The sequence below is a fragment of the Paenibacillus sp. Root444D2 genome, from assembly GCF_001426375.1.
GTDB lineage: Bacteria > Bacillota > Bacilli > Paenibacillales > NBRC-103111 > Paenibacillus_E.
Genome location: NZ_LMEO01000009.1, coordinates 65,271 through 89,381, shown reverse-complemented (window position 1 = coordinate 89,381; position 24,111 = coordinate 65,271). Strand labels below are relative to the sequence as shown.

General features: G+C 44.9%; 25 protein-coding genes and 1 pseudogene. 5 read left to right on the top strand and 21 right to left on the bottom strand.

Features of this window, described 5'->3' with window-relative positions:
- Positions 1-215: 215 nt before the first annotated feature.
- The 11 genes and pseudogenes from ASD40_RS07700 to ASD40_RS07655 all read right to left on the bottom strand — a co-directional run bounded on the left by ASD40_RS07700 (position 216) and on the right by ASD40_RS07655 (position 12,131).
- Complete coding sequence (locus ASD40_RS07700; protein ID WP_057302729.1) at positions 216-1,052, bottom strand: hypothetical protein; 837 nt, start codon at positions 1,050-1,052, stop codon at positions 216-218.
- Between the two features lie 70 nt (positions 1,053-1,122).
- On the bottom strand, positions 1,123-2,655 hold the full coding sequence (locus tag ASD40_RS07695) for an extracellular solute-binding protein (RefSeq protein ID WP_057302728.1): 1,533 nt from the start codon (positions 2,653-2,655) through the stop codon (positions 1,123-1,125).
- Positions 2,656-2,768: 113 nt separating this feature from the next.
- Complete coding sequence (locus tag ASD40_RS07690; RefSeq protein WP_057302727.1) at positions 2,769-3,689, bottom strand: carbohydrate ABC transporter permease; 921 nt, start codon at positions 3,687-3,689, stop codon at positions 2,769-2,771.
- Between the two features lie 66 nt (positions 3,690-3,755).
- Positions 3,756-4,727, bottom strand: coding sequence for an ABC transporter permease (locus ASD40_RS07685; RefSeq protein WP_414858738.1), 972 nt, complete (start codon positions 4,725-4,727; stop codon positions 3,756-3,758).
- A 285-nt stretch (positions 4,728-5,012) separates the two neighbouring features.
- Entirely contained in the window at positions 5,013-6,611 is a 1,599-nt protein-coding gene (locus ASD40_RS07680; protein WP_057302726.1) for a response regulator, read from the bottom strand.
- Between the two features lie 295 nt (positions 6,612-6,906).
- The gene (locus ASD40_RS07675) at positions 6,907-7,137 is read right to left on the bottom strand and encodes a hypothetical protein (protein ID WP_156389929.1); all 231 of its coding nucleotides are present in this window, start codon (positions 7,135-7,137) and stop codon (positions 6,907-6,909) included.
- Between the two features lie 67 nt (positions 7,138-7,204).
- Entirely contained in the window at positions 7,205-8,206 is a 1,002-nt protein-coding gene (locus tag ASD40_RS07670) for an aldose 1-epimerase (protein WP_057302724.1), read from the bottom strand.
- A gap of 471 nt (positions 8,207-8,677) precedes the next feature.
- Positions 8,678-8,896: pseudogene (locus tag ASD40_RS36285) on the bottom strand (ribulokinase); the annotation flags it as partial.
- 95 nt (positions 8,897-8,991) lie between these two features.
- A complete protein-coding gene (locus ASD40_RS07665) occupies positions 8,992-10,095 on the bottom strand; it encodes a GntR family transcriptional regulator (RefSeq protein ID WP_057302723.1) in 1,104 nt (367 codons plus the stop codon).
- Positions 10,096-10,329: 234 nt separating this feature from the next.
- On the bottom strand, positions 10,330-11,379 hold the full coding sequence (locus tag ASD40_RS07660; protein ID WP_057302722.1) for a sulfite oxidase: 1,050 nt from the start codon (positions 11,377-11,379) through the stop codon (positions 10,330-10,332).
- Positions 11,380-11,513: 134 nt separating this feature from the next.
- Positions 11,514-12,131, bottom strand: a complete 618-nt coding sequence (locus ASD40_RS07655) for a hypothetical protein (protein ID WP_057302721.1) — start codon at positions 12,129-12,131, stop codon at positions 11,514-11,516.
- 106 nt (positions 12,132-12,237) lie between these two features.
- Between ASD40_RS07655 and ASD40_RS07650 the strand changes: the two genes are divergently transcribed.
- Complete coding sequence (locus ASD40_RS07650; protein ID WP_057302720.1) at positions 12,238-12,909, top strand: SIMPL domain-containing protein; 672 nt, start codon at positions 12,238-12,240, stop codon at positions 12,907-12,909.
- Positions 12,910-12,953: 44 nt separating this feature from the next.
- Here ASD40_RS07650 and ASD40_RS07645 read toward each other — a convergent pair whose 3' ends face one another.
- The gene (locus ASD40_RS07645) at positions 12,954-13,532 is read right to left on the bottom strand and encodes a histidine phosphatase family protein (RefSeq protein WP_057302719.1); all 579 of its coding nucleotides are present in this window, start codon (positions 13,530-13,532) and stop codon (positions 12,954-12,956) included.
- A gap of 71 nt (positions 13,533-13,603) precedes the next feature.
- On the opposite strand from ASD40_RS07645, the gene ASD40_RS07640 reads away from it, so the two are divergent.
- Positions 13,604-14,023, top strand: a complete 420-nt coding sequence (locus ASD40_RS07640; RefSeq protein ID WP_057302718.1) for a cupin domain-containing protein — start codon at positions 13,604-13,606, stop codon at positions 14,021-14,023.
- 29 nt (positions 14,024-14,052) lie between these two features.
- Here ASD40_RS07640 and ASD40_RS07635 read toward each other — a convergent pair whose 3' ends face one another.
- The 3 genes from ASD40_RS07635 to ASD40_RS07625 form a co-directional block, all read right to left on the bottom strand.
- The gene (locus ASD40_RS07635; protein ID WP_057302717.1) at positions 14,053-14,382 is read right to left on the bottom strand and encodes a DHCW motif cupin fold protein; all 330 of its coding nucleotides are present in this window, start codon (positions 14,380-14,382) and stop codon (positions 14,053-14,055) included.
- A gap of 156 nt (positions 14,383-14,538) precedes the next feature.
- The gene (locus ASD40_RS39050) at positions 14,539-15,417 is read right to left on the bottom strand and encodes a collagen-like protein (RefSeq protein ID WP_156389928.1); all 879 of its coding nucleotides are present in this window, start codon (positions 15,415-15,417) and stop codon (positions 14,539-14,541) included.
- Between the two features lie 105 nt (positions 15,418-15,522).
- Positions 15,523-16,650, bottom strand: a complete 1,128-nt coding sequence (locus ASD40_RS07625; protein ID WP_057302715.1) for a low temperature requirement protein A — start codon at positions 16,648-16,650, stop codon at positions 15,523-15,525.
- A 196-nt stretch (positions 16,651-16,846) separates the two neighbouring features.
- Here ASD40_RS07625 and ASD40_RS07620 point away from each other — a divergent pair, with 196 nt between their 5' ends.
- Positions 16,847-17,884: a stalk domain-containing protein gene (locus tag ASD40_RS07620; protein ID WP_057302714.1), complete on the top strand. Its 1,038-nt coding sequence runs from the start codon at positions 16,847-16,849 to the stop codon at positions 17,882-17,884.
- A gap of 75 nt (positions 17,885-17,959) precedes the next feature.
- On the opposite strand, the gene ASD40_RS07615 is transcribed toward ASD40_RS07620, so the two are convergent.
- The 5 genes from ASD40_RS07615 to hrpB form a co-directional block, all read right to left on the bottom strand.
- Complete coding sequence (locus tag ASD40_RS07615; RefSeq protein ID WP_057302713.1) at positions 17,960-18,403, bottom strand: hypothetical protein; 444 nt, start codon at positions 18,401-18,403, stop codon at positions 17,960-17,962.
- Positions 18,404-18,611: 208 nt separating this feature from the next.
- Positions 18,612-19,262 carry a class I SAM-dependent methyltransferase gene (locus ASD40_RS07610; RefSeq protein WP_057302712.1) on the bottom strand — a complete coding sequence of 217 codons (651 nt, stop codon included), beginning with the start codon at positions 19,260-19,262 and terminating at the stop codon, positions 18,612-18,614.
- 43 nt (positions 19,263-19,305) lie between these two features.
- Entirely contained in the window at positions 19,306-19,572 is a 267-nt protein-coding gene (locus tag ASD40_RS07605) for a hypothetical protein (RefSeq protein ID WP_082562114.1), read from the bottom strand.
- On the bottom strand, positions 19,565-20,284 hold the full coding sequence (locus tag ASD40_RS07600; protein ID WP_057302710.1) for an alpha/beta hydrolase: 720 nt from the start codon (positions 20,282-20,284) through the stop codon (positions 19,565-19,567). Before ASD40_RS07600 ends, ASD40_RS07605 begins: the two co-directional genes overlap by 8 nt.
- A 33-nt stretch (positions 20,285-20,317) precedes the next feature.
- The gene (gene hrpB / locus ASD40_RS07595) at positions 20,318-22,804 is read right to left on the bottom strand and encodes an ATP-dependent helicase HrpB (RefSeq protein WP_057302709.1); all 2,487 of its coding nucleotides are present in this window, start codon (positions 22,802-22,804) and stop codon (positions 20,318-20,320) included.
- A gap of 176 nt (positions 22,805-22,980) precedes the next feature.
- Here hrpB and ASD40_RS07590 point away from each other — a divergent pair, with 176 nt between their 5' ends.
- The gene (locus ASD40_RS07590; protein ID WP_057302708.1) at positions 22,981-23,235 is read left to right on the top strand and encodes a YpbS family protein; all 255 of its coding nucleotides are present in this window, start codon (positions 22,981-22,983) and stop codon (positions 23,233-23,235) included.
- Positions 23,236-23,249: 14 nt separating this feature from the next.
- Positions 23,250-23,414 (top strand): hypothetical protein, encoded by a 165-nt coding sequence (locus ASD40_RS37100; protein ID WP_156389927.1) that lies wholly within the window; start codon positions 23,250-23,252, stop codon positions 23,412-23,414.
- Positions 23,415-23,468: 54 nt separating this feature from the next.
- Here the strand turns inward: ASD40_RS37100 and ASD40_RS07585 are convergent, their stop codons facing one another.
- Positions 23,469-24,107: an NUDIX hydrolase gene (locus ASD40_RS07585; protein WP_156389926.1), complete on the bottom strand. Its 639-nt coding sequence runs from the start codon at positions 24,105-24,107 to the stop codon at positions 23,469-23,471.
- Positions 24,108-24,111 lie beyond the last annotated feature (4 nt).

Genomic DNA, 24,111 nt, shown 5'->3' with positions numbered 1-24,111 from the left:
CCTTTTACAGCACTTTAGCGCATCGTCGTTCCGCTTCCCTAGTGAAATCAACAGCTCGTTCCGCTTTCAGACCTCCGATCAACTTGCCAAAGTCATATGCTCCATTCAATCCAGGCTACGGGAGTTGTTATGCTGACAATATAGTTCCACACCGGATTACACGCATAATACACGCTTATTAAACGCGCTACTCAAAGCTCCCATCTCATCTCCGTTTACGGCAGCTCCAGCCACTGATATGGCGTATTCGCCGCCTTCATTCCAAATTCCAGAATCGTTGCAATCGCAATCGTTTCTGCCTGCGGAACAGGCGGCTTACCCGTCTCGAAAAAACCGATAAGATTCTCAATAAACGCCCCAAAGAAATCCGACTCGATCTTTAGAAACTTCGATGCTTCCGCTTCATAACTGAGCGCCATGCTGAACGGACATTCCCATCCATATAGGTTGATCGTTGCTTGGCGGCCGTCCGCATACCCGATTAGCAGCGCTGGCGTGTTTGCCGTTCCCGTCCACAACACTCGTTTGACATCCGTCCCCATCAACGAGACGATCGGCTCCACCTGATGGATCGAATAGTTCTCAAATTGTCCCGGTCCTAGGCTGCAAATGGACTCTAGTCCTTGTTTTTCTAGTCCTATATACTCTGAAGCGAACCGTAAAGCCGAAGTAGAGTACATGGGGGTCCCATGCTTATCTGCGAGTTCGAACATCCGCAAGGCCGCTGCTCGGTTAGGCGCGAACGTTTTATCAATGTAGGTAGGCTTGCCCGACCGAAGTGGAATCAACGACAGTTCCTCATGGTACTCCGGATGATCCGGTGACAGAACAAGCAAATAGTCACTCTGCTCCACAACCGCCTCGATCGACTCAAGAAGCTGGATTCCCTTCTTCTCGCTCCATTCCGCATTGCTAAGCTTTCCTTCGACATTAGACTTGCCATAAGCGTACGCGACCTTCATGCTGCCACTCGATGCCTTTTCAATCCAACCAGGATATTTTTCCGCATGCCACTCGTCTAGGAAATAGTCAATAAATCCGATCTTTTTCATCCTTTTCTCACTCCCTCAGAGAAATAAAACCCCCACGGCGTGAACCGCAGGGGAATATTGCGCCTTAAAATTACTTCTTGTTCGCTGCGTACCATTCGTTGACAGCTTTCGTCATTTCATCCCCGCCATCTGTTTTCCACTGAGCCAGGAATTTATCATAATTTTCGAGCTGTTCTGCACCTGTGATGTATTTCAGGAAGGTGTCTTCCATCAACTTTTGCAGTTTTAAATTGTATTTACCGATTGCTTCAAGTGGAGGTGCAAAAGAGAGCGGATCTACGACGATGTTGCCTTTGGCAGCTTCCTGATTTTTGTTAAATGCATCGGTCAGGATAGGATCTTTACGAACGCGGGCCTGCCAGTAGATCGGGTAGTTTTTCTCATCCACGCCAGTGAGAAACGAAGAAGCGTTATTATACTGGTCGTTGAAAATCGGCAGAATCGGGAAGTAGTTGCCGTTTTCCACCTTGTGGTGAACGCCTTCTTTTCCGATCGTCGCTTCCTTGTGAATGTCTTTATCGAGCTTCAAATCCAGGTATTTGATAATCTCTTCCTTGTTTTCAGCCCATTTCGGTATACCTACGTAATAGCTGATACCTGCGGAACCCATGACTTGTACTTTGCCGTCATCGCCTTTCAGGTAAGGAAGGCTTGCGATTTTGGCGTTAGGCGTGTTTTTCAGAAGTGCATTTTGTACAGTAGGCGCGTTGAAGTAGCCGTTTGAGATCATAGCCGCTTTGCCGCTCGTGAAGTTCTCTATGACTTTGTTCGCCTGATTGAGAGACCATTCCTGGTCAATCAATTTCTCCGAATAAAGCTTCTTCATGAACTCTAAATACTTTTTCATGTTCGGATTTTCTACCACATTGACCAGTTTGCCGTTAACATCCTGCCAGCCGGTCGTTGCGGTAGATTGAACCAGCGTGAGTCCGAAGGTCGGCATGATTTCAGGCACGAGCGGAGATTTACCGCCGGACAACGCCATGACATTCTTTTTCTCTTTAATTGTCTTCATCACGTTGTACAGCTCATCGCGTGTTGTCGGGGCCTTAAGTCCGAGTTCATCCATCCAATCCTGGCGCACGATCAGCGCTGTGTTGACGATCGTACCTGATCCGGTCTGTGGAATACCGTAAATTTTACCGTTCAGCTTCGCCCCGTTCCAGGAGTTTTGGGAAATAACGTTCTTCATGTTCGTGCCATATTTGTTCACAAACTCATCAATCGGCTCCAACGCGCCGGAAGATGAGAGTCTGGAATACTGTGGGCCACTGAGCAGCATGAAGCTGTATTTCTCCTTGTTGGCCATGAGCAGATTAAGCTTGTCGTCTGGGTTCTCGACCGGCAGCATGTCGTAGGTAACTTTGTAGCCGGTTTTTTCGTTCAGGAACTTCGCCACGACTTCAGCATTGGGATCAAAACGCGCATATTGCAGCAGCGCCTTGAATTCTGGCTTCGGCTTGTTGGTATCTACAGTTGCAACTGGAGCTGTGGACGCAGACGGCGCTGTGGTATTGCCTGCCGTTTGGCCGCTTCCGCCACAAGCGGTGATAGACGCTGCCAAAGTCGTGATGGACATCAGAGCTAAAAATTTTTTTACCATGAAAGAGCCTCCCTTTTTCGTTCTTTTGAGTATGGAGAAGTGCGTAAAACCAAATTTCATGGAACCATCTTTGAGCCTGCCCACCACCACCCTTCAAGTTTTGTTTGTGAGATTCAGCCTTTTACGGAGCCGACCAGAACACCCTTCACGAAATATTTTTGCAGGAACGGATACACGAATATGATTGGCATTGTTGCCAGAATGATGGAAGCCGCTTGGATCGACTGCGGTGAAACGTTCAACGATGCGTCAACATTGGTCCGCATGAAGGCATCCGTCGAAGAGACGAACAATTCCTTTAAATAAAGCTGCAGCGGCTTCATTTCTACTGAGTTGATATAGATAAGAGACGTAAAGTAATCGTTCCAGAACGTAACCGCGTAGAACAATGCGATGGTTGCCAGCACTGGCATCGACAGCGGCAAAATGATGCGCACAAGGATCGTCATATTGCTGGCCCCATCCATTTTCGCCGATTCTTCAAGGCTGTCAGGCAGGCTTTCGAAATAGCTTTTGACAATGAGCATGTTGTACACATTAATCATTAATGGCAGGAAGAGCACCGGCAGTTTATCGATAAGATTGAGTTCGTGCATAAGCAGGTAAGTCGGGATCAATCCACCGCTGAACAGCATTGTAAACAGGTACATGATGATAAAAAACTTGCGTCCCCGCAGCCTCGGCTTGGAAAGCGGATAAGCGGCTAGCGTCGTCATGAATAAAGCGAGCAGCGAACCAACCAGCGTCACCGTAATGGAAACCATAAACGCATTCAGGAATAAAGAATTGCTCGCCACATACTTGTAAGTCCCTACCTGAAAATCGATCGGGTACAGGGTAACCATCCCTGAAACGACCGCCGCCTCACTGCTAAGCGATTTGGCGATGAGATTGATGAACGGAAAGATAGTGGAAAGTCCCAGCAGAATAAAGAAAACATGATTGACCACTGTGAAGATTTTCTCGCCACGAGATGTTGGGATGGCTCCAGACCTTCTGCCGACAGGTGATTGTAAGATGCCTTTTGTATGCATAGCTGTTCCTCCTAAAAGTTTTGCTTTAGCAAAACTAACATCGTAAGCATAAGCTTTGTTCGCCCTTTACCAGATACCTCGTCCGAAAAACTTTCGGGCCAATCCATTACCCGTTAAGATCAAAATAAACGCAACTACGGATTCGAATACTCCTACGGCGGTTGAGAAGCTGTAATCCTGTTCACCAAGACCTATGCGATAAACAAAGGTGCCAATAACATCTGCGACGTTGTATACGCTTGGGTTATACATAACGAGAATTTGTTCAGTTCCCGCTTCGAGCACATAGCCGAGACGAAGAATGAACATGAGCAGGATAATTGGAATCAAACCAGGCAGTGTAATATGGATGATTTGCTTCCATTTATTCGCGCCATCTATTTTGGCCGCTTCGTACAACCCCGGATCGATGCCGGCCAAAGCCGCCAAGTATATGATCGTGTTCCAGCCGGTCTCCTTCCAGCCTGCCGTGCTGATGAGAACCGAGCGGAAAATATGGCTGTCCAGGAAAAAGCGGATCGGTTCGCCGCCCATGGCAACGATTATTTTGTTGACGATACCGCCGTTCGTGGAAAGCAGATCGATAAACAAGCCGCTGACGATAACCCAAGAAAGGAAATGAGGCAGGTAAACGACGGTTTGTATGCTTTTTTTGAACGCCATGTTCTTCAATTCGTTAAGCAAAATGGCGACCACAATTGGGAGCGGAAAGAGAAATACGATTTTATAAATAGAAATGATCAAGGTGTTCTGGAAAACTTGCAAAAAACTGGCGGAGGAAATCAATTTATCGAAATGCTTCCACCCGACCCATGGACTTGCGGCCATACCATCGAAAATATTGAAATCCTTGAAAGCGATGATAATCCCGTACATCGGCGTGTACTTAAACAGCAGTAGAAAAGCGATGCCGGGAATGAGTGCGAGATACAAATCCCAATCTTTCCTGATATCAATCCACAATTGCCGTCTATAGCTCTTTTTACCGTTTTTCTTTGTTAATATGAGAGTATCCGTCGTTGTGGTCGTTTCTCGCAAGGTGTCTCCTCCTTCTTACCTGTCTTTCTTAGATTTAGTTTATCACCCACCGTTTTTTTGCGAATTAGAGGAATATTACTTGTTTTGGTACTTTCATAACTTCTCGCGTCTGACATATGAGAAAACCTCTATCGAGGCCATTCAAAGATGAGCGACCGCGTTTAGAGGTAGGTTTTATCGCCAATAAGAAAGCAATTTTCTGGAACCGAAAACTTATACTTTCTTATGTGGTAAAAAAACCTTCCCAGATCAACTGAGAAGGCTGCCAAACGGCTTGCAAGGAATTCAATGACGAACTTCCCCGGGCGTCACGCCCCAATATTTGCGGAATACTCTTGTAAAATAGCTCACATCCCTATACCCGACTCCAGCAGCGGCATCATATACCCGTGCTCCCTCCTGCAGGATTGCCTTGGCCCGCTCCATTTTACGTTCCAGTACATAGGTGGAGAAGGCTTTTCCTGTTTCTTGTTTGAAGAGACGGCTTAGGTAGGAAGAGTTAACATACAGCCGGTCAGCGACAGCATGCAGCGTCATTTCCTGATCAATTTCATTTTCGACCAGACTTAATATGGTCTTGATCATGCCATGACTCGTCGATTTCCGCCTCTGGCTGGCATAGGTTAAATACGCCCTAATCATCCGCTGCAGCCAAAATAGAATTTGTTCCTTTGCGGCCAGCTCCAAGTGATTGTGGAAATACACGTAATCCTCACCGGCCACTTCCCTCACTGGCCAGCCCTGCTTCTGGATCATGCAAATAAAGAGGCTAGTGAAATAAAGGATGTGCTCATGCATGTCTTCTACCGTTTCCGCTTTGGCCATACCGCCGTCCCAGAGGGCAGTTAAGGTTTCGATCGCTTTGTCACCTTCCCCTGTTTCTAGAGCGATTTCCAGCGCCTTCTCCAGGTTTGGTTGAAATGACAGCTCAGGTTCTCTCCCCTGCTCTTCCCGGTACGGGATCGCCAGATCATAGCCCAGTACAATCCGATTCTGTAACGCACGAACCGCCTGGACATACAGCTTGTTCATATCCTCTCGGCCGCCTGTTATCCCGCTAATCCCTGCGCTTGCACTTAGCCTAAGGCAGCTTCGTACAGTTAAAAGCAGCTTTTCGGTCACCGCATTGACTTTCTGTAGGGCAACTCCGGGCTCTTCATTTCCATCAAGTTGGAACACAACGACCGTGCAGCCCGCATAATCGGTAGACACCCAACAAGGAGTGGCCAGCAACGTTTCCTTCACAATACTGCTCAGTGAAAATTGCAGTAGCGAAATATCTTTCTTACTGAATCGGGTTTCATCCTCCGACAATGGGTCCATATCGACTACGGCAACAGCATATTCGGCATCTTTTTGTAAATCCAGTTGGAGATCCTTGCTTTTCTGTTCAAGCTCCCAAGGTTCGTACTTCCCGTTCAGCCACCCCTGGAAAAATTCATTGACCAGCTGCGGAAGATGCAGCTTCCATTTATGCTTTAGCTCATCCTCGTTATGGCGCTGCTCAAGCTCACTCTTCAACCGATCGGCCGCTTCGAGCACCGTCTCCAAAATCTCCTCGTCTCCTGCCGGTTTTAACAAATATTTCATAACGCCAAGCCCCAATGCCTCTTGAGCGTATGCGAAATCGTCATGTCCGCTGAGAACAATGATTTTCAACAAAGGGTCGGCTTGGCGAAGTTGTCTTGCTAAAGTCAGCCCGTCCATCTCCGGCATCTGTAGGTCCAGCAAGATAATATCAGGCTTTTTACGGTCGATCAGCCGCAGCGCTTCCATTCCGTTTCCAGCCTGCCCGACGACTTCTATTCCGTGCTTGTCCCAGGGAATGTTGTTAGCTAGTGCATTTCTGAGTCGGATTTCATCTTCCACAATTAATAAATTCATAGTCGAAATCTCCTTGATGGATAAGATGTATTCAAAACCCATTCGCTCATGGCATGTTACTTTCCTGCCTTGGTCTAACTTGTCACTAACCCAACCGCCCCTCACATCCCTTTGGTTTGAGCCAAGAGCGTAATCCGCTCTGTTGTTTGTTTGGTATAGAAATTATCATATCTGCGGCGGACTTGATAGGGGGCAGTGGTTACTTTCTTTGGTATTTTGACATAAAAAAAATCTCCTGGAGATTCAACCCTCTCCAAGAGACTTCTTTTTTAGTGATCACAGATAGGCTTTACGATTACTCTCTCAACGCTTCTTTCAATTTCGTAGACATACTATCCATGGAGCCCGAAGATGGACGCTTAACTCCGCGTAGTTTCGCGATTTCTTGTTTCAATCTCTCGTTTTCTAATGTTAATTTTTTGATCTGATCTAGAAGCTGTTCCTTTTCCGAGCCTTCATTATTTTCCAACTGTACCGCGCCCTTTCTTCCGGATAAAAATGCCCCTCGCCACAAGCAGATCATCACGTCAGATTCACTCCATGCGTCAAAGGGGCTATTTAGGGATCTTTGGTCGGAGATCAAAGTCACTATTTTATTTGTTCAATTCAATCGTATAAAGACGTCCTGTTTCTTCCCAAATTTCGCCTGGTTCCAAGGAAACTAGTCCAATTTGATCAGCCGGGAGATCAACGTTCGGTGCATTCACTAGATTCATTTGCGGCTCTGGGCAGAAAAAACCTTCAGAAGCGCCATTATTCCAGATCATCCACTGTTTGTAGGAAGTCCCTACATCATAAACCAGTTTGATTCCTTCGCGTGAATCTGTCAACTCCATATAGTTACGACCATTTTGCGGCGAGGTTGTATAGTGATTATCCATGGATTCAAAGAACGGCGACAAGCCGCCTACTTTCATCTTCTCTTCCTCAGCTGACAATGGCTGATACTCACCTGTTGGCAGCATTCTTTCACTCATTTTCCAGCGGTTGCCGATTGTCATTTTGAATCCATAATCAGAAGCCTGACTGTTCGGAGCAAAAGGTGCATTAATCGTCGTGTGATACGCTAACAAACAAGGCATTGCCTCTTTGCCTTCATTATGTACGGATACATGCTGATGTAAACCATGTGCATTCAATGTGTAAGTCAAGCGAATCGTGAATTCATGAGGTAAATACGCATAAACCGAATGCCCTTCTCTTACGCGTAAAGCTAAAGTAACACGACTCTCAGATTCATCTCTACTAAATTTCTCAACAGCCCATGGAATATTGTGTACAAAACCGTGTAGGTGATTTCCTGTTTTCGGTTCATTGATCGGAAATTCATAGACTTTGCCTTTCCAAGGAAACTTCCCGTCCTCATACCGATTGGGTGGAAATAATACCGGAATCCCGTGCACGATCGGACGTTCTTTAAAAGCTTCCATCTCTTCCATTGCAGGCTCACGCAAAAAGCGATATTCTTTTTCAGTATCTCTAAAAGCAATTAGATTGGCCCCAATTTCCGGTAAAACAGCTGCTTCATAACGGCCAGCTTGTAACCAAATGACTTTCTCTCCTTGGTATGTTCCTTCAAACGCTTTCGTCGTCATTTCGCGTTAACCTCCTAGATAGCTGTGCCTTTAAATTTGGACAGGCTTATATGAATTTACTCTAAAGCATGTGAATCAAGGAAGTCAATGGATGAAAATAACGCAAACAATGATAAATGTGACTTTCTATATAGGTACGAAAAAAAACTGCGACTGACCAATCAACATACAGCTGTTGAGTAAGGAAATGGGTGTGAAATCAACTTCAGATTCATCTTTGCCGGCTAAAGGACTGGAGCGATGTTAATCCCCGAATAAGATTGAATTTGAAAATCTAATGGACTCGACAGCCCTTAATCTACTTCAAATTATGAAAATAAGATAGATTGAAACCGAATAACGGCGCTGAAGTCCGTAACCTCGAAATCATCGCTCCAAATAGGCAGTTAACGGCATCCAGGTCCGTTAAACGTCTATTCTGGTTAATTGCTCCGTCGTAGAAAAAAACTGTCACCTTCAAAAAAGATGTACGGATGCCTGCACAACCGCTGGAACAGACTGTGTCAATACAAAAATGTAGTCTTGGGGATGCTGCAAAGCCCAATCATACGCAAGCTTGATCTCAGATACAGGCAGTTTCTCATCAATAACGTTGTGCGGGTATGGCGTTACATGATCGGCAACCTCAGTTCCATCACTCAAGTCGACCAGTACGGCACGGCCAGATTCCGTTTCATAGTCAACACCAATCGCTTATATCTTAGACATGGATAGCCTCCTTCAAATATTCAGCTGTTTCTAAATTCAGTATATCACTTGTACGTACAAGTTGACTAGATGAATTTTTAAGAAAGTGAAACTTGGATGGTTGACTCCCTGACGATTAATTCTGGTTTATAGACTTTCCCCATTTCACTTCCATTTGCTCGTTTATTCTGTATCATATCGATCAATATCTTAGCTGCATCAGCTCCCATTTCCGTTTTGGGATGCGAAAGTGTCGTTAGCTTGACTTCTGTTGCGGTTGCTAAAGAAGAGTCATCAAAACCGACCAGCGAGATATCCTGTGGCACTTGAAGGCTTGTTGTACGTACAGCTTCAAGTAGGTGAATAGCTATCTCATCATTGTAGCAAACGAAAGCCGTTGGCCGCTCATCCGCCTGACCTAGCATCGTTATTGCGCTTTCGTAGGGTTTTTGTCTTTTCTCCTCCGTCAAATAATGAATGACGAGTTCCGGCAGCAACGGGATTTGATAGTGATGATGAGCTCGAATAAACCCTTTCAACCGATTAATCCCTTGCAAGTCATCGGTCTTGAAAAACCCAGCAATACGGCGATGCCCAAGCTCAATTAAATGCTGAGCAGCCTTGAATCCGCCCTCTTCATCATCCACGACCAAAGAAGGACAATTCATCTCAGGGTACCGCTCATTAATCATCAAATAAGGAATATGTAGATAGTCTAAGGAGAGGTAATAGCTTAAATTCGGATTGCCTTCCGCGCTTTTGGTTGGTTCAATAATAAGACCGCTTAAGGGCTGACTCATCATCATGTCGAGGCTTTCCTTCTCTTTTCCCTTATCATTGTCAGTGGAAGACAAGAGTAGTCTGTATCCTCTCTCGCGCAATGCAGACTCCGCTCCTCTTACGATATGAGGAAAAATGTAATCAGATATATAAGTTGTCAGAATGCCAATGGTTTGAACATCCCGACTTTTTTGGGTTTGGGGCGTGGAAACGAATGTCCCTTTTCCTTGCATCCGATACAGCCAGCCTTCTTGCTCTAACTCGCCGAACGTCTGACGAACCGTTTGACGGCTCATCTGAAATTGCTCGGCTATTTCATTTTCCGATGGCATTTGATCATTCGGTTTCAGCCTCCCGGTATGAAGCCACGATAAGATTTCTTGTTTGAGCTGTAAGTATTTTGGCATTTGCTTTTCTTTCATAATTCACCTCAGGTATTAATTCTGACCGTATTATATCATTTGCTCAACTTGTATGTACATATACGGTAGGGGGAGATGTACTATATGTAAGCGCGAAAAACGCGCTTAAGCTGAAGCAATCAAATAAAAAAGGGTAAGCTTAGCATAGGTACAACAAAAGCAGCACGCCCCTTGACGAGGAAAGCACTGCTTTTAAAGGTGTAGCACAACGCCCGTATTAAACGAATAAAAAGATTAGCTAATATACACTCGTATATGCTGAATCGCATTATAGCCATAACCTTTTACATTCCAATCTGCCATTTCGCTTTGAATATTACCTGCTGTATCCTTAGCTCTGATCTTAATATCGTAGGTTCCGGATTCCGTTACCGTCCATTTCCAACACCAACGCCTCCAAGAATAAGTTTCTTGCTGATCCAACCAAGATGCTGCGTGCCAAGTGTTTCCAATGTCCGTACTTATCTCTACCAGAACGACTGGATCACTGCCAGATATGGCCATCCCCCATACCCAATTCTCCCCTTTTGCCAATACCTCCTGATCTGTTGGACCCGCAATGGTCGAATTGAGGCGAATGGAAGTAACCGGTTCGGGAGTAGTTGGAGTTGATGGTTTTCGATCATAGACATAATCTACGACTTGGAAAGGTCCTTGAAAGTGCTCCTCCATTACGACGATACGGTGAAGCCATTTGACTGAAGCCATTCCATACCATCCTGGAACAATTAATCTAGCTGGATAACCGTGACGGAAGGGTAGAGGTTTTCCGTTCATGTAAAGGGCTACAATGGTATCGGGATGCAGAGCGTGTTTGAGAGTTAAACTTCTTGTATAGGAAAACACGCCTGGCATATCCGTTCGAACACCCTTATCCATACCCTCGAACGCCACTTCACGTGCATTTCTTTGAACGTCCGATACATACAATAAATCTTGAAGTCGAACCCCTGTCCAAACAGCATGACTAATTGCCCCTAGTCCCCATTGCTCGCCGCGAGTTTTCGGTTGAAAAAATGATCTCTTATCTCCAACACACTCGAGCGTTACAGGCAGTGTAACTTGAGGCATTTTCAAGAGATCATGATACCGAAAATGAATTGGTTTATTTACACTTCCTTCAATAGAAAGTCCCCAAGTTCGCATGTCCACATTCGGATATGGAAAATGGTTTCGGATATAAAACAGATGTTCAGGCGTGATTCGACTGGAAAGTGACAGCATTGGGAATTCTTGATTTTCTGGCATGATTCTACGTGTAATCAAATGAGGCGAATACAACAATTTTAACCATCCTTTCGTAAGAACAAGATCTTACTAAAAGATATGGACCACATGCTGAATTGAGACTTCAATAGTGTTGGACCTCTTCACTAGAAGTTGATCCAAAAAAAGTAACCTGCTGCTTCAGCAACAGATTACTCTACGTTAAATGATGATCTTTTGGCTATAAGGTCCTCAGCTATTCCTGTAATCATCTTCTTCATGAATGGATTGATAGGAGTGTGTTCCTCTAAAAAAGAAATAATTTCTAAGGCTGATTCAGGACAACGCTCATAACCTTGTATCATTCTCGTTAAGGAGGCAGCAAATATAGGGAATCTCTGCTCATAACGCCGCTCATTTTGAAAAGGATCCTTAAAGCAGGCTTCTTCACTCGTAAATATCCGCGAGCAAGCTAATAGCTTATCTAGTGCGAATGTTTTGAATATGTCTGGTAGCAGACAGGCTTCAAGAATTCCAAAATCGCAGAATATCCCGTCCCTATAGAAAAGCTTGTACCCATCGGCAGTAAACTGGTAGTAATATCCAACAGGACTGATCGACGTTAGCCAATCCAAATTTTCAATAAGTTCTGTTTTGAATCCCTTTTTTGGTATAACCAAAAAATCTAAATCTGAGTAAGCATCTACTCGCTCTTGCTCTGCCATGGATCCGAAACCGATGAGCGCCCTAGCTTTACCTGTTTTCCTTAGAGATTCACCTATTTGTTCCAGACGTAATAATTTACTTTCCTTTAATTTTGTCCAATCCACAGTTCTCCCCCTTTGCACACCAGCGATATTGCTTATTTAATCAAGAATTTTAGTCCGTTTATTTCCATACATTAGAATATGCCCTTCACTTGAAAGGAGTCCTTCTATGTGCAATTATCCAGTTAATAAGTCGGCCTCTTTTTCTCAATATAAATGCCCACCTACAATAGAAGTCCTAGGTACAGGCAGAGCGGCTGCAGCTCCCGACAGGGCGTTAGTGGTGCTGGGAGCCATAACCGAAGGTCCTGTCTTACCTGCTGTCCAAACCGAAAACGCAAAAATCGTAACCACTATCATTCAATCGTTATTAAAACTAAACATCCCCCGGGAAAAGATACAAACGTACGATTTTGGAATTGAAATTCAATACGATTATCATGATGGTAAGCAAATTTTTCGAGGCTATAAAGTAACCCATCTCTTACAAATCACCAACGATAAGGTAGAATTGACAGGAATTCTCGTTGATACCGCAGTTGCAAGTGGCGCTAATAACATCACCGATATTAAGTTTACGACATCACAGCCAGAAATTTACGAGAATCAAGCATTATCGCTTGCCATTCGTAACGCCCGTCAAAAGGCTGTTACTATCGCAAATACACTAGGAGTTACTCTTATCACAGTCCCCAGTCAAATCCAAGAAATTACCGAAACCGCCGAACCCATCCCCTATGCAACTACCATGCTTTCCAAAAGTGCTGTCACCCCGATCCAACCGGGACAATTAACGATTTATGCCAAAGTACGTGTGTGGTATCAGTTCTCCGACCGATAAATGAATCGTACTGATTTACACTACTGGTTGATGACCGGATGGTTTCATTGATTCCACAACCTCTCAACAAGCTTTAATTCCTTTTCTTCAAATTCTAGTTTATAAATATCAGGTTTAGTGGTCTTCTTCCAAAATTCGAATCCGTAATTAGAATCAAAATAATTCAATATGATCGTCATTATATTTCCGTGTGTACCTATAGCGATTTTCTTGCCTTCAAAGTCAGACAGTAATTTCTTAATTAATGGTATAGCCCGTTCCTGCGCCTGTCTTGTTGTTTCTCCTTCAGGCATGCAAAAATCAATATCGACAAAAGATTGTTCAATTGCAATTAATAATTCCTCTTCGGATACTGCGTAATTCAGGCTAGCAATTGGTCTCTCGGTAAGCTCTATGTATGGAATAATTTCTTTCTTTAATAGCTCTGCCAACGGACTAACCGTTTCTGTTGCTCGAAAATATGAACTTGAAACAATAACATCTATGTCTTCGTTACTTAATATCTCTGCCACTCTCATAGCGTCTAATTTTCCTTGTTCAGAAAGACTAGAGCCTCCTGCTCGTTCATGTTCAATTGAAAATGGGGCTAACCCATGCCGAATAAAATAAATAGAGGTTTTCATTCATTCTCCTTTCACTGACATCATTTCTCCGTAAAGTTAATATTTTGAATCTTAAGGAGGTGCGTAACTTAGTGGATAAAAAGAGTACTTGTCGACTTATCCGTTCGTCTCGAACTTATCATGGAAAACAAGGTCTTGATTATGCCGAAGCCATATCAAAGGAAAGCGTTGGTGCACAAGGGATCTGTATGCATTTATTGACTATACCGCCAGGAAAAAGAGCAAAGGCTCACCTTCATCAAGATCATGAGACAGCCATTTATATGCTTCAAGGAAAATCTGCAATGTGGTATGGTGAGCAGCTTGAACAGCATATGGAGTTGGATGCGGGGGATTTTCTATACATCCCAGCAGGGATCCCTCATCTCCCCTATAATCCAAGTGAGACTGAGTCCTGCACGGCTCTGATTGCCCGAACTGATCCAAATGAACAGGAGAGTGTATTCCTTCTTCCCGAGCTCGATGCTGTTTGGCAAAAGAAACAGTTATAAGCAGAATAGCGTAATAGTGACAGCATTTGTTAATCTACAATAAATAATTTAGCTCCAGTTTTCGTATAAGATCTATGTGGGTTTGCATCATCAGCCACTTGATAACTGACTCCTGGGGTGAGTTTAAATTCTCTTCCATCTGAAAGTTCGGTATACAGCTCACCTTCTAGTACTAACAGAACGTGACCTCTATTACACCAATGGTCAGCTATATAACCAGGCGTATATTCTACCATTCTCACCCTTATGTTTCCCATTTCAAATGTACGCCAATAAGCATCACCTTCAATTCCAGGATGTTGGGTAGCGCTTATTTCACTCCAGTCAATTGTGCAGAATGGAACATCCGTTATTTTCATAAAATGGTCCCCCTTTGATAATTTGGTTTTCATATGACTACCATTTTCCGATAGTCCAATGTTCTTCCACTAAAATTTTACATATATTAAAAATAAGGTTGAACACAAGTTGTGTCCAGCCTTATTTCCATTTTTTCCAATAACCTTATTAATTACTTACTGTGTTACAGTAATAATCATAGCGGTTAATCCCCTACTATTTATAGATGCTCCTGTTATGCCGTTAGCTGATCCTGCGATTGTAAACGAGTAACTATAGGTTCCTGGACCAGGATTATCCACCCAAGTCAAAGAAGTCGTTACAGCTGCTTGCGGAAAAAAGGGCTGATCCTGATTTTGGATCATTACGGCACTATCTGATGTAACGATGTCCCCTTGATTTCTGGAAATGGAGCTATCCACCGAATAATTTTGAACGATGATAAATTTAATATTCGCAAACGCATCTAATTTGACCACCTGATTAGCGAGCAATGTAATTGGCGGTAGAATTAATTCTGTCGCAGCATCTCCCGATCCTTGGATAATAGTAAATGGGACAGGAAGGTTGCTTCCCGCGAATCGAACATCGACAATACCAGAGGATCCCGTCGGCCCCTCAAGACCTTGCGCTCCTTGGAGTCCTTGAGCACCTGTTGGTCCTGGTACTCCGGCCGGTCCCATAGGACCTTCCTGTCCTTGTGGACCTTGTAAACCCTGTAGACCTAGCGGACCTTGTGGACCAGTCGATCCAACAGGCCCTTGTGATCCTAACGCACCTTGACTAGCCGCTGTTGCGACGTTTAATGCACTAGCACCAATCAATTGCACAACGTTTGATGTGATATTGTTAACCACGCTGGGAGCAAGTTTGTCTAATGTGATGGCTCTCCTTGCTATCTTGGATCCACTAACAGCTCTTGGAGCAAGTTCCCTTCTCGTTACCGCCCTACTTGCTATTCTGCCTGAGGTTATAGGCAGTTCAAGCTTCTTAACATCTCTCTTCAGAACTTGTATATCATTATCTAAGCTTGATATCGTTCGTCTTCTGACCAATGTCATCATCCTTTCTCATATGCTAGGGATAATAAACTACCCACATTATATGAGGAAGGTGATATGACTCGGCACGATGTTTGTCTTGGTTCATTCATCTAAAGTTCAAGTCGTTAATTTCGCATATACGCCAAAGAACAGCATCACTTCTCCAATAATCATGTAATTTGGTAAAAGAAAAAACATATCCAGCGTGAAAAATATCCCAAGTAACCCTGCCAATAACACTAAGTGAGATATACCTAGTCTTTGATGTGCGTGTCGATATTTATGAAAAACCAACGTGGTTGAGAAAAAGTAAAGCAGTACAGATCCAAAAACAAAACTTAGCATAAATGAATAATTTAATTGTTTCAAAAATAACAATTGGATCGATGCTGCAATCATACACATGGATAAATAAATGAATAAGTGGCCATATATGATTGTTTGCCCTGCTGTTTCTAATGTCTTATTCACTTTCTTTTCAACATTGTCAAAATATTGCCACCACATAGCAATAATTAATAAAAAAGTGAGGGTCGCAAATACAATAGATTGCCACGTCCAGTCACTAGACTGCAAGACTGCAAGTATACTGATTACGGATTCACCAAGAAGAATGAGTGTAAACAACGAAAAGCGCTCTAATAGATGATGCGTATTTATAGGGCTTTTCACCAAGTATTGCCGACCGATTAATGGGAGCGAAATGTCTACTGAAATGCCTGCGTACAAAACGGCATAACGAATCCACGAGTCGAAGAAAAGTGAGCAAGAAGATATCACCAATCCAATCCAAAAGCGGCTACCTAAATAACGGGCTGCGATCTTTCTATGCGCTTCTTCTTTTTTATGTACCGAAAGATATTGGATGGCTGTCATCGCTCTTAAACCAATATAACCTATTAAAAATGGGACATAATATTGGTCAAAATTAACCGATAGACTGGCCGTCATGATGAGAACAAAAAATAATTGCAGAATCAGAAATATTCGGTGAGATAAGATATCCCGTCCAAACCGGTTTACAAAGAGGGATTGCCCAACCCATGCCCACCAAATCGGAATAAATATGAGAACGAATTTGACTAAGTATTCAACTGGAATTGATCCATTTTCGACATGTAATAAAACATGACTAGCCTTTGAAACTGCCGCTACAAAAAGCAGATCATAGAAAAGTTCCAGCCAGGTAACTTTCTTCTCAGCAAATGCAGTGATTTGTTGAGATCTCGTTGTGTGTTGATTCATCATTCTGCTCCTTTGTTTTGGATGTGATTTAATAAAATGCTACCCACATTTTAACATATAGGCTTATCAAATTAATTAATTTTCTATCGTTTCTATTATTTCTCGTTGAAATAGTTACCACAAATTGGAAAGCAACTATCACCCACGCAGATGCGTCTATATATTACCAAAGAAAACTTAGTAAGGGTGTATGAACATGAAGATTAAAACCAGCTTTCTTACAGGCACAGTGTTTACGCTGCTGACCATGATGTTTCTCCAAACAACGTCGGCACAAGCCGAGGTGAATCCATCGCCTACTGTATTTCTGGACGGGCATCCGTTGTCCTTTCAGACTCCTCCCGTGATCGAAACCGGCTACAGCCTTGTTCCGATGCGTGCCATTTTTGAGGCTGAGGGTGCAAAAATTTCTTGGGATGAGACCACAAGAACGGTTACTGCCATTAATAAAGACGTCGTCCTTACATACCGAATCGGAGAAACAGTCGCTTATAAAAACCAAGAACGGCTGGAGATGCCCGTGCCAGGCAAAATTATCGACGGGTTTACTATGGTTCCGGTGCGATTTATTAGCGAAACACTTGGCAATATCGTGAAATGGCATGAATATTCCCGTTCGATTACCATTTCATCCGCTCATGACTATGAAACTACTATTGAATACGGCGTCAACCTGCGTGACTCTCCAGCAAAAGATACGGAAACCCAAGTGCTCCGAATTCTTCCGAAAAACGAGAGAATCCACGTAATCCGAGAAATCGACGCAAATTGGTTGGAGGTACAGACCAAAGACGATACAATTGGTTTCATCTCGGCTGCATCGATGTATACCGATTACACAAGTTCCGCTTTGGCCGAAAAGAAAGCCGATGAGTTACTCGCCTACGGTTCCAAATTCCTGGGAACCCCTTACGAGTTCGGTGCCGCTTCAGGCCAAACCAATACGTTCGACTGCTCTTCTTTCGTCCGGCATGTTTTTAACGAAGTACTGTCTATCGATCTGCCGCGAGTCTCCTATGACCAAGCCCAGAAAGGGAAAGAAATCGAACTCGACCAAATACGTAAAGGCGATCTACTGTTCTTCAGCGCTCGCGGGCTAGATATCGGCCACGTAGGCATCTATGCGGGAAACGGGAAAATCCTTCATACTTATTCGAAAGAGCTTGGCGTTCACATTGCAGACTTCGATGAAAAATGGAAGAAACGATTTGTCACGGCTAGGAGATTGTTCTAAATGAAGAAGAGTCATGTTGCGAATGCAGCATGACTCTTCTTTTTAACAAGGGGTCAAGTCCTTGACTATTATTCATTAGGCTTTGCTATTTCTCCTTAAAAAAGAAAGATGAATGCGTAGCATGATAACCCCAATGATATACACACCAACCGAATACCACATTGACCAATTATTATAGGTCAAATAATCGACACGTATGGCTATCCATTCAAAGAAAATAGAAAATAGCGTGCATCCAAATAAATAAGCGAAAAACTTGAATCTACTCAGTGGCATAAAGTTTAAGATTATAATACCTACCGCCCCTGGAAAAACAGTTTGGATCACAACAACTTGCCATTGTATGCCAGGACCAAGTTGATCATAAAGATGTAAAACAAGGTCTAACAACTGATCCGTGGAGCGTGTAATAAACACCATGAATAACCAAGTACTGTACATTTCTTGGCGAGTCAGTCGCTTAGGCATAAGCCAGACGATCAGATTGGCTAAGATTGATGCGATTGTCATGAACAGCAAAATTCTGCACCTCGTCTCAATGTACCAGGGTTCTCTCATTGAATAACAGTATGGTCAGAGAACTTAATGTTAATTCAGATAAAGCCCTACTTGATCCGAACAAAGCAAATTCTTTTCAAGCCCATCGAAACCAAAAATAAGCCTAATTAGTTCAACTAGTTCTGAACTAATTAGGCTTAACTTTTCATAAAAAAAGCTGAAGATTGTGCTACTTTGGTCCTGAGAGAGGTTTCTGTTGCGTTTTCCTGGCAAAAATCGATTGATAATCGGCCTGCATGCCCTCCATCGGGAGAACAGAAAGGTGTTCGATGTAGAATACTTCACTTACTATTCTCTGAATGTGCTCATCTTCATAGAAGGCGAAAAACCGCTGAGGTCTGTACGAGTCATTTTCCCAAATCCCTTCGCTTTCGTACCCGCCATACAGGCCTATGTACAAGAAACCGTCTGGCTTCAGCACTCGCTCTATATTGGCCAGAACTTGCAGGAGACTATCTTTTGGCACATGAAGCAGGGCATTCATCGTCCATATCGCGTCAAACGACTCCGGCTCCAATTCCAAGGTGTAGAAATCCATGACAAAGGCTTCAAGTCCTTTTTGAAGGCAAATGTTCACCATCTCATCGGATAAATCAACGCAAGAGACATGGCATCCATGATTTTTCAAATATATCGCTTGATGGCCAGGACCGCTTCCAAGATCTAAAATCCGTTGCCCAGTACCCTTATCATCTGCCTGAAGCCTAGCCAAAAAACGATCCATCTCATCTACTTTCCACGACTGAACTGTATCCCCAGCCCGCAATCGAGCCTGTTGATCATAGCTCATCTTGAGCGTTGCCTTTACCTCAGGATCCATCGGTGTTTTCTCCTATCCAAACGATCGATATGTAACAGAATGATTATTCCTTCACTAGGTTTTTTTGAGCTGCGTCCACTAGCAAATCAAACCATTCGTCGTCTTCCAACAAATCTTCAACAGCTTCAATATCCTCTTCTTTTCCTGATTCCTGTAAAAAGTGAAGCGCATAGCTCCAGTCATCTTTACCTCGTTTGCTTTGCAGGGTAATTTCGTACGGGTGCTCGTGGCCTTCCACCTTGAATTGCACTTGCCCGAGGTAACCTTCTTCTTTGTTGTGTTCCATGCTTGCCTTTAGAATTTCAATCATGTTCATCATCCTTTTCTATTCGTTGTAACCAAGTCCAAATCGTGTTCATTGTGGTTTGCAGGTTCGTTGCTTCATTCCATATATAGGGATTGTGATCTCTGAAATAATCGGCATGCCCACCTATTAACGGTAAAGTTTGTCGATGAGAAGGTGCATGTTTCATGCCATTCCAACGGCGCAATCCCAAGCGCGTTCTCATCCAGCCACCCCATGTGCCCAGTCTAGGTACTGGATCATTGGATTTATCCAACTGATTAGCAGCATCAAGATAAAGGACACGGTTCTTTAACGAGGGAGGAATCGCACATTTCGGCGATCCGATTTGGACCACACCGAGGATGGAAACCCCCTCTTTCATAAGGGCATCGGCCGCCAGAATACAAGCCACAGCCCCTGCACTATGCCCAATTAGCAGCAGTTGCTGGCCAGGGACCAGGTTGTCGTTGATCAACTTCAACAAGCTTTTGCCGCCATAATGAGACCTTTTTCGATGTGCATTGTTCCATAGATCACTGGTAATTTCTCGGAGCTGCACTTGCTTTCGCCGCGTCCAATCGCCATATGGATAATGGATAACGACTTGGACACGTGAACCGACTTGTTCAAAACGAGAAGCTAGTTCCGCGGCGAAAGCATCTAGGAAATAAGGCGCTGTGGCAAAACCAGCAGATACATAAATGACGAATTCCTCCGGTTTGGAGTGGATTGTCATGGCTTGCTCAGTTCCCTTCTCGTGCAAATTAGGTTAGGAACGCGGTTTAGCTCGATTTGTCGGCATCGCCGCCATCGGATCGTCCGGCCAGTAATGTTTGGGGTATCGGCCTTTGAGATCTTTTTTGACTTCGAAATAAGCATCCCGCCAGAAGCTAGCCAAATCCTTCGTCACCTGAACTGGACGCTGAGCAGGCGATAATAAGTGTAAGGTCACGGGCACCCTACCCTTTGCGATCCGAGGGGTATCGGCTAAACCAAACATTTCTTGCAAGCGAACTGATAACGCAGGCGACTCACTGACGCTATAATCAACGGGAATTCGGGAACCGCTGGGTACCTGAATGTGCGTTGGCGCCCATTCTTCTAACCATCGACGCTGCTCCCATGTTAGCATTTCTTCTAATATGCTTGTCAAGTTAAGACGCCCTAAAGCCCCTTTGCTTTTCAAACCATAAAGATGAGGTCCTAGCCAGTCCTCTAAGGAAGCAAGCAAATTGGCATCCCCCATATCTGGCCATTCTACATCAAATCGATGCAAAAACATAACACGCTGTTGAAGCTGCTTCGCACTCCGAGTCCAAGGCAGCAGCTCCAAAGATTCTTCTTGAATGCCGGATATCAAAGCTTGCAGCACCAAGTCTGGGTTTGGATCCTGCAATGGGTTTTCTTTGAGGATAATGGCACCTAACCGAAGGCGCTGTCTTGCTTTAACGGAACCCGTTGCCTGTTCCCAAACCACTTCTTGCTCTTTGAGCAAGCGGCCCTCAAAGGCTTCAAACAGCTCGTCCTCCTGTATCGGGGCTGCCAAGTATATGCGGCTCTCCGCTCCGTTATCATCCAGCTCGGCCGCGACGAGATAACGCTCGTTCGAGAGCGGCTGCAACTCGGGCAGCACAGCGCCGCGCCCGCTGCTGAGCAAGAACCGCCCCGTCGACCGCCGCTGCGCGACGCGGTCGGGATAAGCGAATGCGAGCAGCAACCCGCTCGCATTCGCTCTATTCCCGCTCGGACGGATGCCGAGCTGCTGCATGAGCACTTTGGCTTCCGCCGCGATGCGGCGGCATAAGCCAAAGTCAACGTCTGCGCGCTGCTCGCCCTGCGCAGCGCGCCAGAGCACTTCGATGCGGGTACGAATATCCGCATCTCTCCCCTCAGCAGCGCGCATGAAATCGCGCTCGCCAAGCATTACGGCGAGCTCGCACGCTAGCGCGCCGAGCTCAAGCGGTATGGCTTGCAGCACCATGTGCGCAAGCCGCGGGTGTAGACCCAGCGACGCTAGGCGTTTGCCGTGCGCGCTCAAGCCCCCGTCCTCGTGCAGCGCGCCCAGCTGCACGAGCAGTTCCCGCGCCTGCTGATACGCAGCAGCAGGCGGCGGGTCTAGCCAGACCAGCGAAGCTGGGTCTGGCACGCCCCAGGCGGCCAGCTCCAGCGCGAGCGGCGCCAGATCCGCTTCGCGGATCTCTGGCGTGCTGCTCAGCGGGAGCTGCCGCTGCTCGGTCTCGGTCCACAGGCGGTAACACACGCCTGGACCGAGTCGACCGGCACGGCCTCTGCGCTGATCCGCAGAGGCGACTGACACAGGCACCGTCGTCAGACGGGTCATGCCGGTGCGTGGCGAGAAGCGGGGCACGCGCATGAGCCCGCTGTCGATAACGACCGTGACGCCTTCGACGGTCAAGCTTGTCTCGGCAATCGAAGTGGCCAGCACAATCTTCCGGTGTCCAGGGGAACATACTGCCAATGCATGGTCTTGCGCCTCTTGAGAGAGATTACCATACAGAGGTGCAATCTCTATCTCTTTTCCTAATTTAAGCGCAGTAAGGCTGTTAGCAACACGATGAATTTCAGCTGCACCCGGGAGAAAAACGAGCAAACTACCTTCATTCATTTGCAAGGCGCGTTGGATGCTTGTTACTACAGCCTGTTCTAATTTGCTCGTAATTTTCGCATCCAGATAATGAGTTACAACCGGATAAGTTCGCCCTTCACTTTGAATAATCGGTGCATGATCAAGCATGGCCGAAACCGTGTTGGCCTCAATCGTAGCCGACATAATAAGAATTCGCAGATCCTCACGAAGCAAGGTTTGTGATTGCCTGCTAAGTGCCAACCCCAAATCAGCATGTAAGCTGCGCTCATGAAATTCATCAAAAATAACAGCCCCTACCCCTTCCAGGGCAGGATCTGCTTGAAGCATGCGAGTAAGAACACCTTCTGTTATCACTTCAATTCGTGTGTTCGGTCCGATTCGCGAGTCATTTTTCACCCGATAACCTATGGTCTGCCCAACTTCTTCACCACGAAGCTTCGACATATAGCGAGCAGCTGCACGAGCTGCCAATCTTCTGGGCTCGAGCATGAGTATCTTTTGGTTTTGAAGCCAAGACTCTTGCAGAATAGCAAGCGGTACTTGCGTTGTTTTACCTGCACCAGGCTGAGCGACTAATATCGCGCATGCATTTGTTCGTAACGCTTCTTTCAATTGAGGAAGCACGGTTTCAATCGGTAACGAGTTCATTTGTTTCACTCCGAGGCTTCTGTCAGTCTTATTATCGCTAATTAATGACATTAATTATTATTGAGGTGAAGTTGTATTGTCGATTTTTGTTCGGATTTCCTCTTACAAAAACTGTTCCTCACCTATTCAATCGTGTATACTAGATTAGAATCCGGTCACTAAAGGAGAACTTGAAGATGAATGTACATGAAGCGATATCCAAACATTCGAATGCACAGCACCTACATCTCGTTAGGTTTGCAGAGCTAGACGCACAGCGTGAGCAAGCTATTGATGCTGCTGTCGACCTGTGCAGAAGCGGGCTGCCTTTTAACGTTGATGCGATCAACGCCGTAACAGCCCAAATCATCGCCCATGCCAAAGAAGGTATTTCTCCGCTCCGTTCTTATGTAACAGAAGACATGGTGCGTGATTACGTAAACAAAGGTTAAGGAGATAAGTATCGATGGGTGTTCTAACATTTATTTCATTGCTAATTATAGGATCAGCATTTAGCGCTGGATTCTTGCTTTTGTTTAAGCGAAAAACAGCTCTTGGTATTGTCTGTATCGGACTCTCCATTGTCTGTTATATCGCTTATGCCTACATAGCAAACAAGTATTTCGTCTAAAATTGATATGTACGCTAATAGAGAACCGATTGGGTCACCCGATACGGTTCTTTTTCATTCCGACCATCCATTTTCCATTAATGTACGAAACACTAGATCAAAATAAGCGACTGGATGCGGCACCAAATGATCTAGGGTCAGAAGCAGACTTGTTTGATCTACCTCGCATTCAACACCCATTTTATAGCCACTTGCCATTATTTCTTTTGTTTCTTGATGAACTAAACGTTCAAGGTCAGCGACACTTACTGCGAACAGACCGCTTACCTCATCTGGCTGCAGCACGTAACGATTCAGTGGTTGGTCGCAACGGTATATAAACACATGACAAAACTCACGATCAATGAGCTGATCCGAAATCTGGTCTTCTTCTGCAAACATCCCGCAAGGGATTAAATCACTGAAATCGACCTTCAGCCCAAGCTCTTCCTCTAGTTCTCTCACACCGTCTTCCGTGGTTTCTCCGGCTGCGAGATGCCCGGCGCAAGAAATGTCCAGCAAGTTTGGAAACAGATCCTTCTCTGGATGTCTTAACTGGAGTAGGAGATTCGGCTCCTTCCCTTCCAGGCTAACTATCCAACACTGAAATGTGCGATGCCAAAGCCCTTTCGCATGCACTTCTGAGCGCGGAGCCACCCCAAGCCTATTCATCTTTTCATCATAGATATCAAACATCTCTTCTGACTTGTTCAAATTG

Bases quoted from the DNA above. Each gene is read 5' to 3' on its own strand.
- ASD40_RS07700 (WP_057302729.1), bottom strand. From the start codon at position 1,052: ATGAAAAAGATCGGATTTATTGACTATTTCCTAGACGAGTGGCATGCG.
- ASD40_RS07695 (WP_057302728.1), bottom strand. From the start codon at position 2,655: ATGGTAAAAAAATTTTTAGCTCTGATGTCCATCACGACTTTGGCAGCG.
- ASD40_RS07690 (WP_057302727.1), bottom strand. From the start codon at position 3,689: ATGCATACAAAAGGCATCTTACAATCACCTGTCGGCAGAAGGTCTGGA.
- ASD40_RS07680 (WP_057302726.1), bottom strand. From the start codon at position 6,611: ATGAATTTATTAATTGTGGAAGATGAAATCCGACTCAGAAATGCACTA.
- ASD40_RS07670 (WP_057302724.1), bottom strand. From the start codon at position 8,206: ATGACGACGAAAGCGTTTGAAGGAACATACCAAGGAGAGAAAGTCATT.
- ASD40_RS07665 (WP_057302723.1), bottom strand. From the start codon at position 10,095: ATGAAAGAAAAGCAAATGCCAAAATACTTACAGCTCAAACAAGAAATC.
- ASD40_RS07650 (WP_057302720.1), top strand. From the start codon at position 12,238: ATGTGCAATTATCCAGTTAATAAGTCGGCCTCTTTTTCTCAATATAAA.
- ASD40_RS07645 (WP_057302719.1), bottom strand. From the start codon at position 13,532: ATGAAAACCTCTATTTATTTTATTCGGCATGGGTTAGCCCCATTTTCA.
- ASD40_RS07635 (WP_057302717.1), bottom strand. From the start codon at position 14,382: ATGAAAATAACGGATGTTCCATTCTGCACAATTGACTGGAGTGAAATA.
- ASD40_RS07625 (WP_057302715.1), bottom strand. From the start codon at position 16,650: ATGAATCAACACACAACGAGATCTCAACAAATCACTGCATTTGCTGAG.
- ASD40_RS07620 (WP_057302714.1), top strand. From the start codon at position 16,847: ATGAAGATTAAAACCAGCTTTCTTACAGGCACAGTGTTTACGCTGCTG.
- ASD40_RS07610 (WP_057302712.1), bottom strand. From the start codon at position 19,262: ATGGATCCTGAGGTAAAGGCAACGCTCAAGATGAGCTATGATCAACAG.
- ASD40_RS07605 (WP_082562114.1), bottom strand. From the start codon at position 19,572: ATGATTGAAATTCTAAAGGCAAGCATGGAACACAACAAAGAAGAAGGT.
- ASD40_RS07600 (WP_057302710.1), bottom strand. From the start codon at position 20,284: ATGACAATCCACTCCAAACCGGAGGAATTCGTCATTTATGTATCTGCT.
- hrpB (WP_057302709.1), bottom strand. From the start codon at position 22,804: ATGAACTCGTTACCGATTGAAACCGTGCTTCCTCAATTGAAAGAAGCG.
- ASD40_RS07590 (WP_057302708.1), top strand. From the start codon at position 22,981: ATGAATGTACATGAAGCGATATCCAAACATTCGAATGCACAGCACCTA.
- ASD40_RS37100 (WP_156389927.1), top strand. From the start codon at position 23,250: ATGGGTGTTCTAACATTTATTTCATTGCTAATTATAGGATCAGCATTT.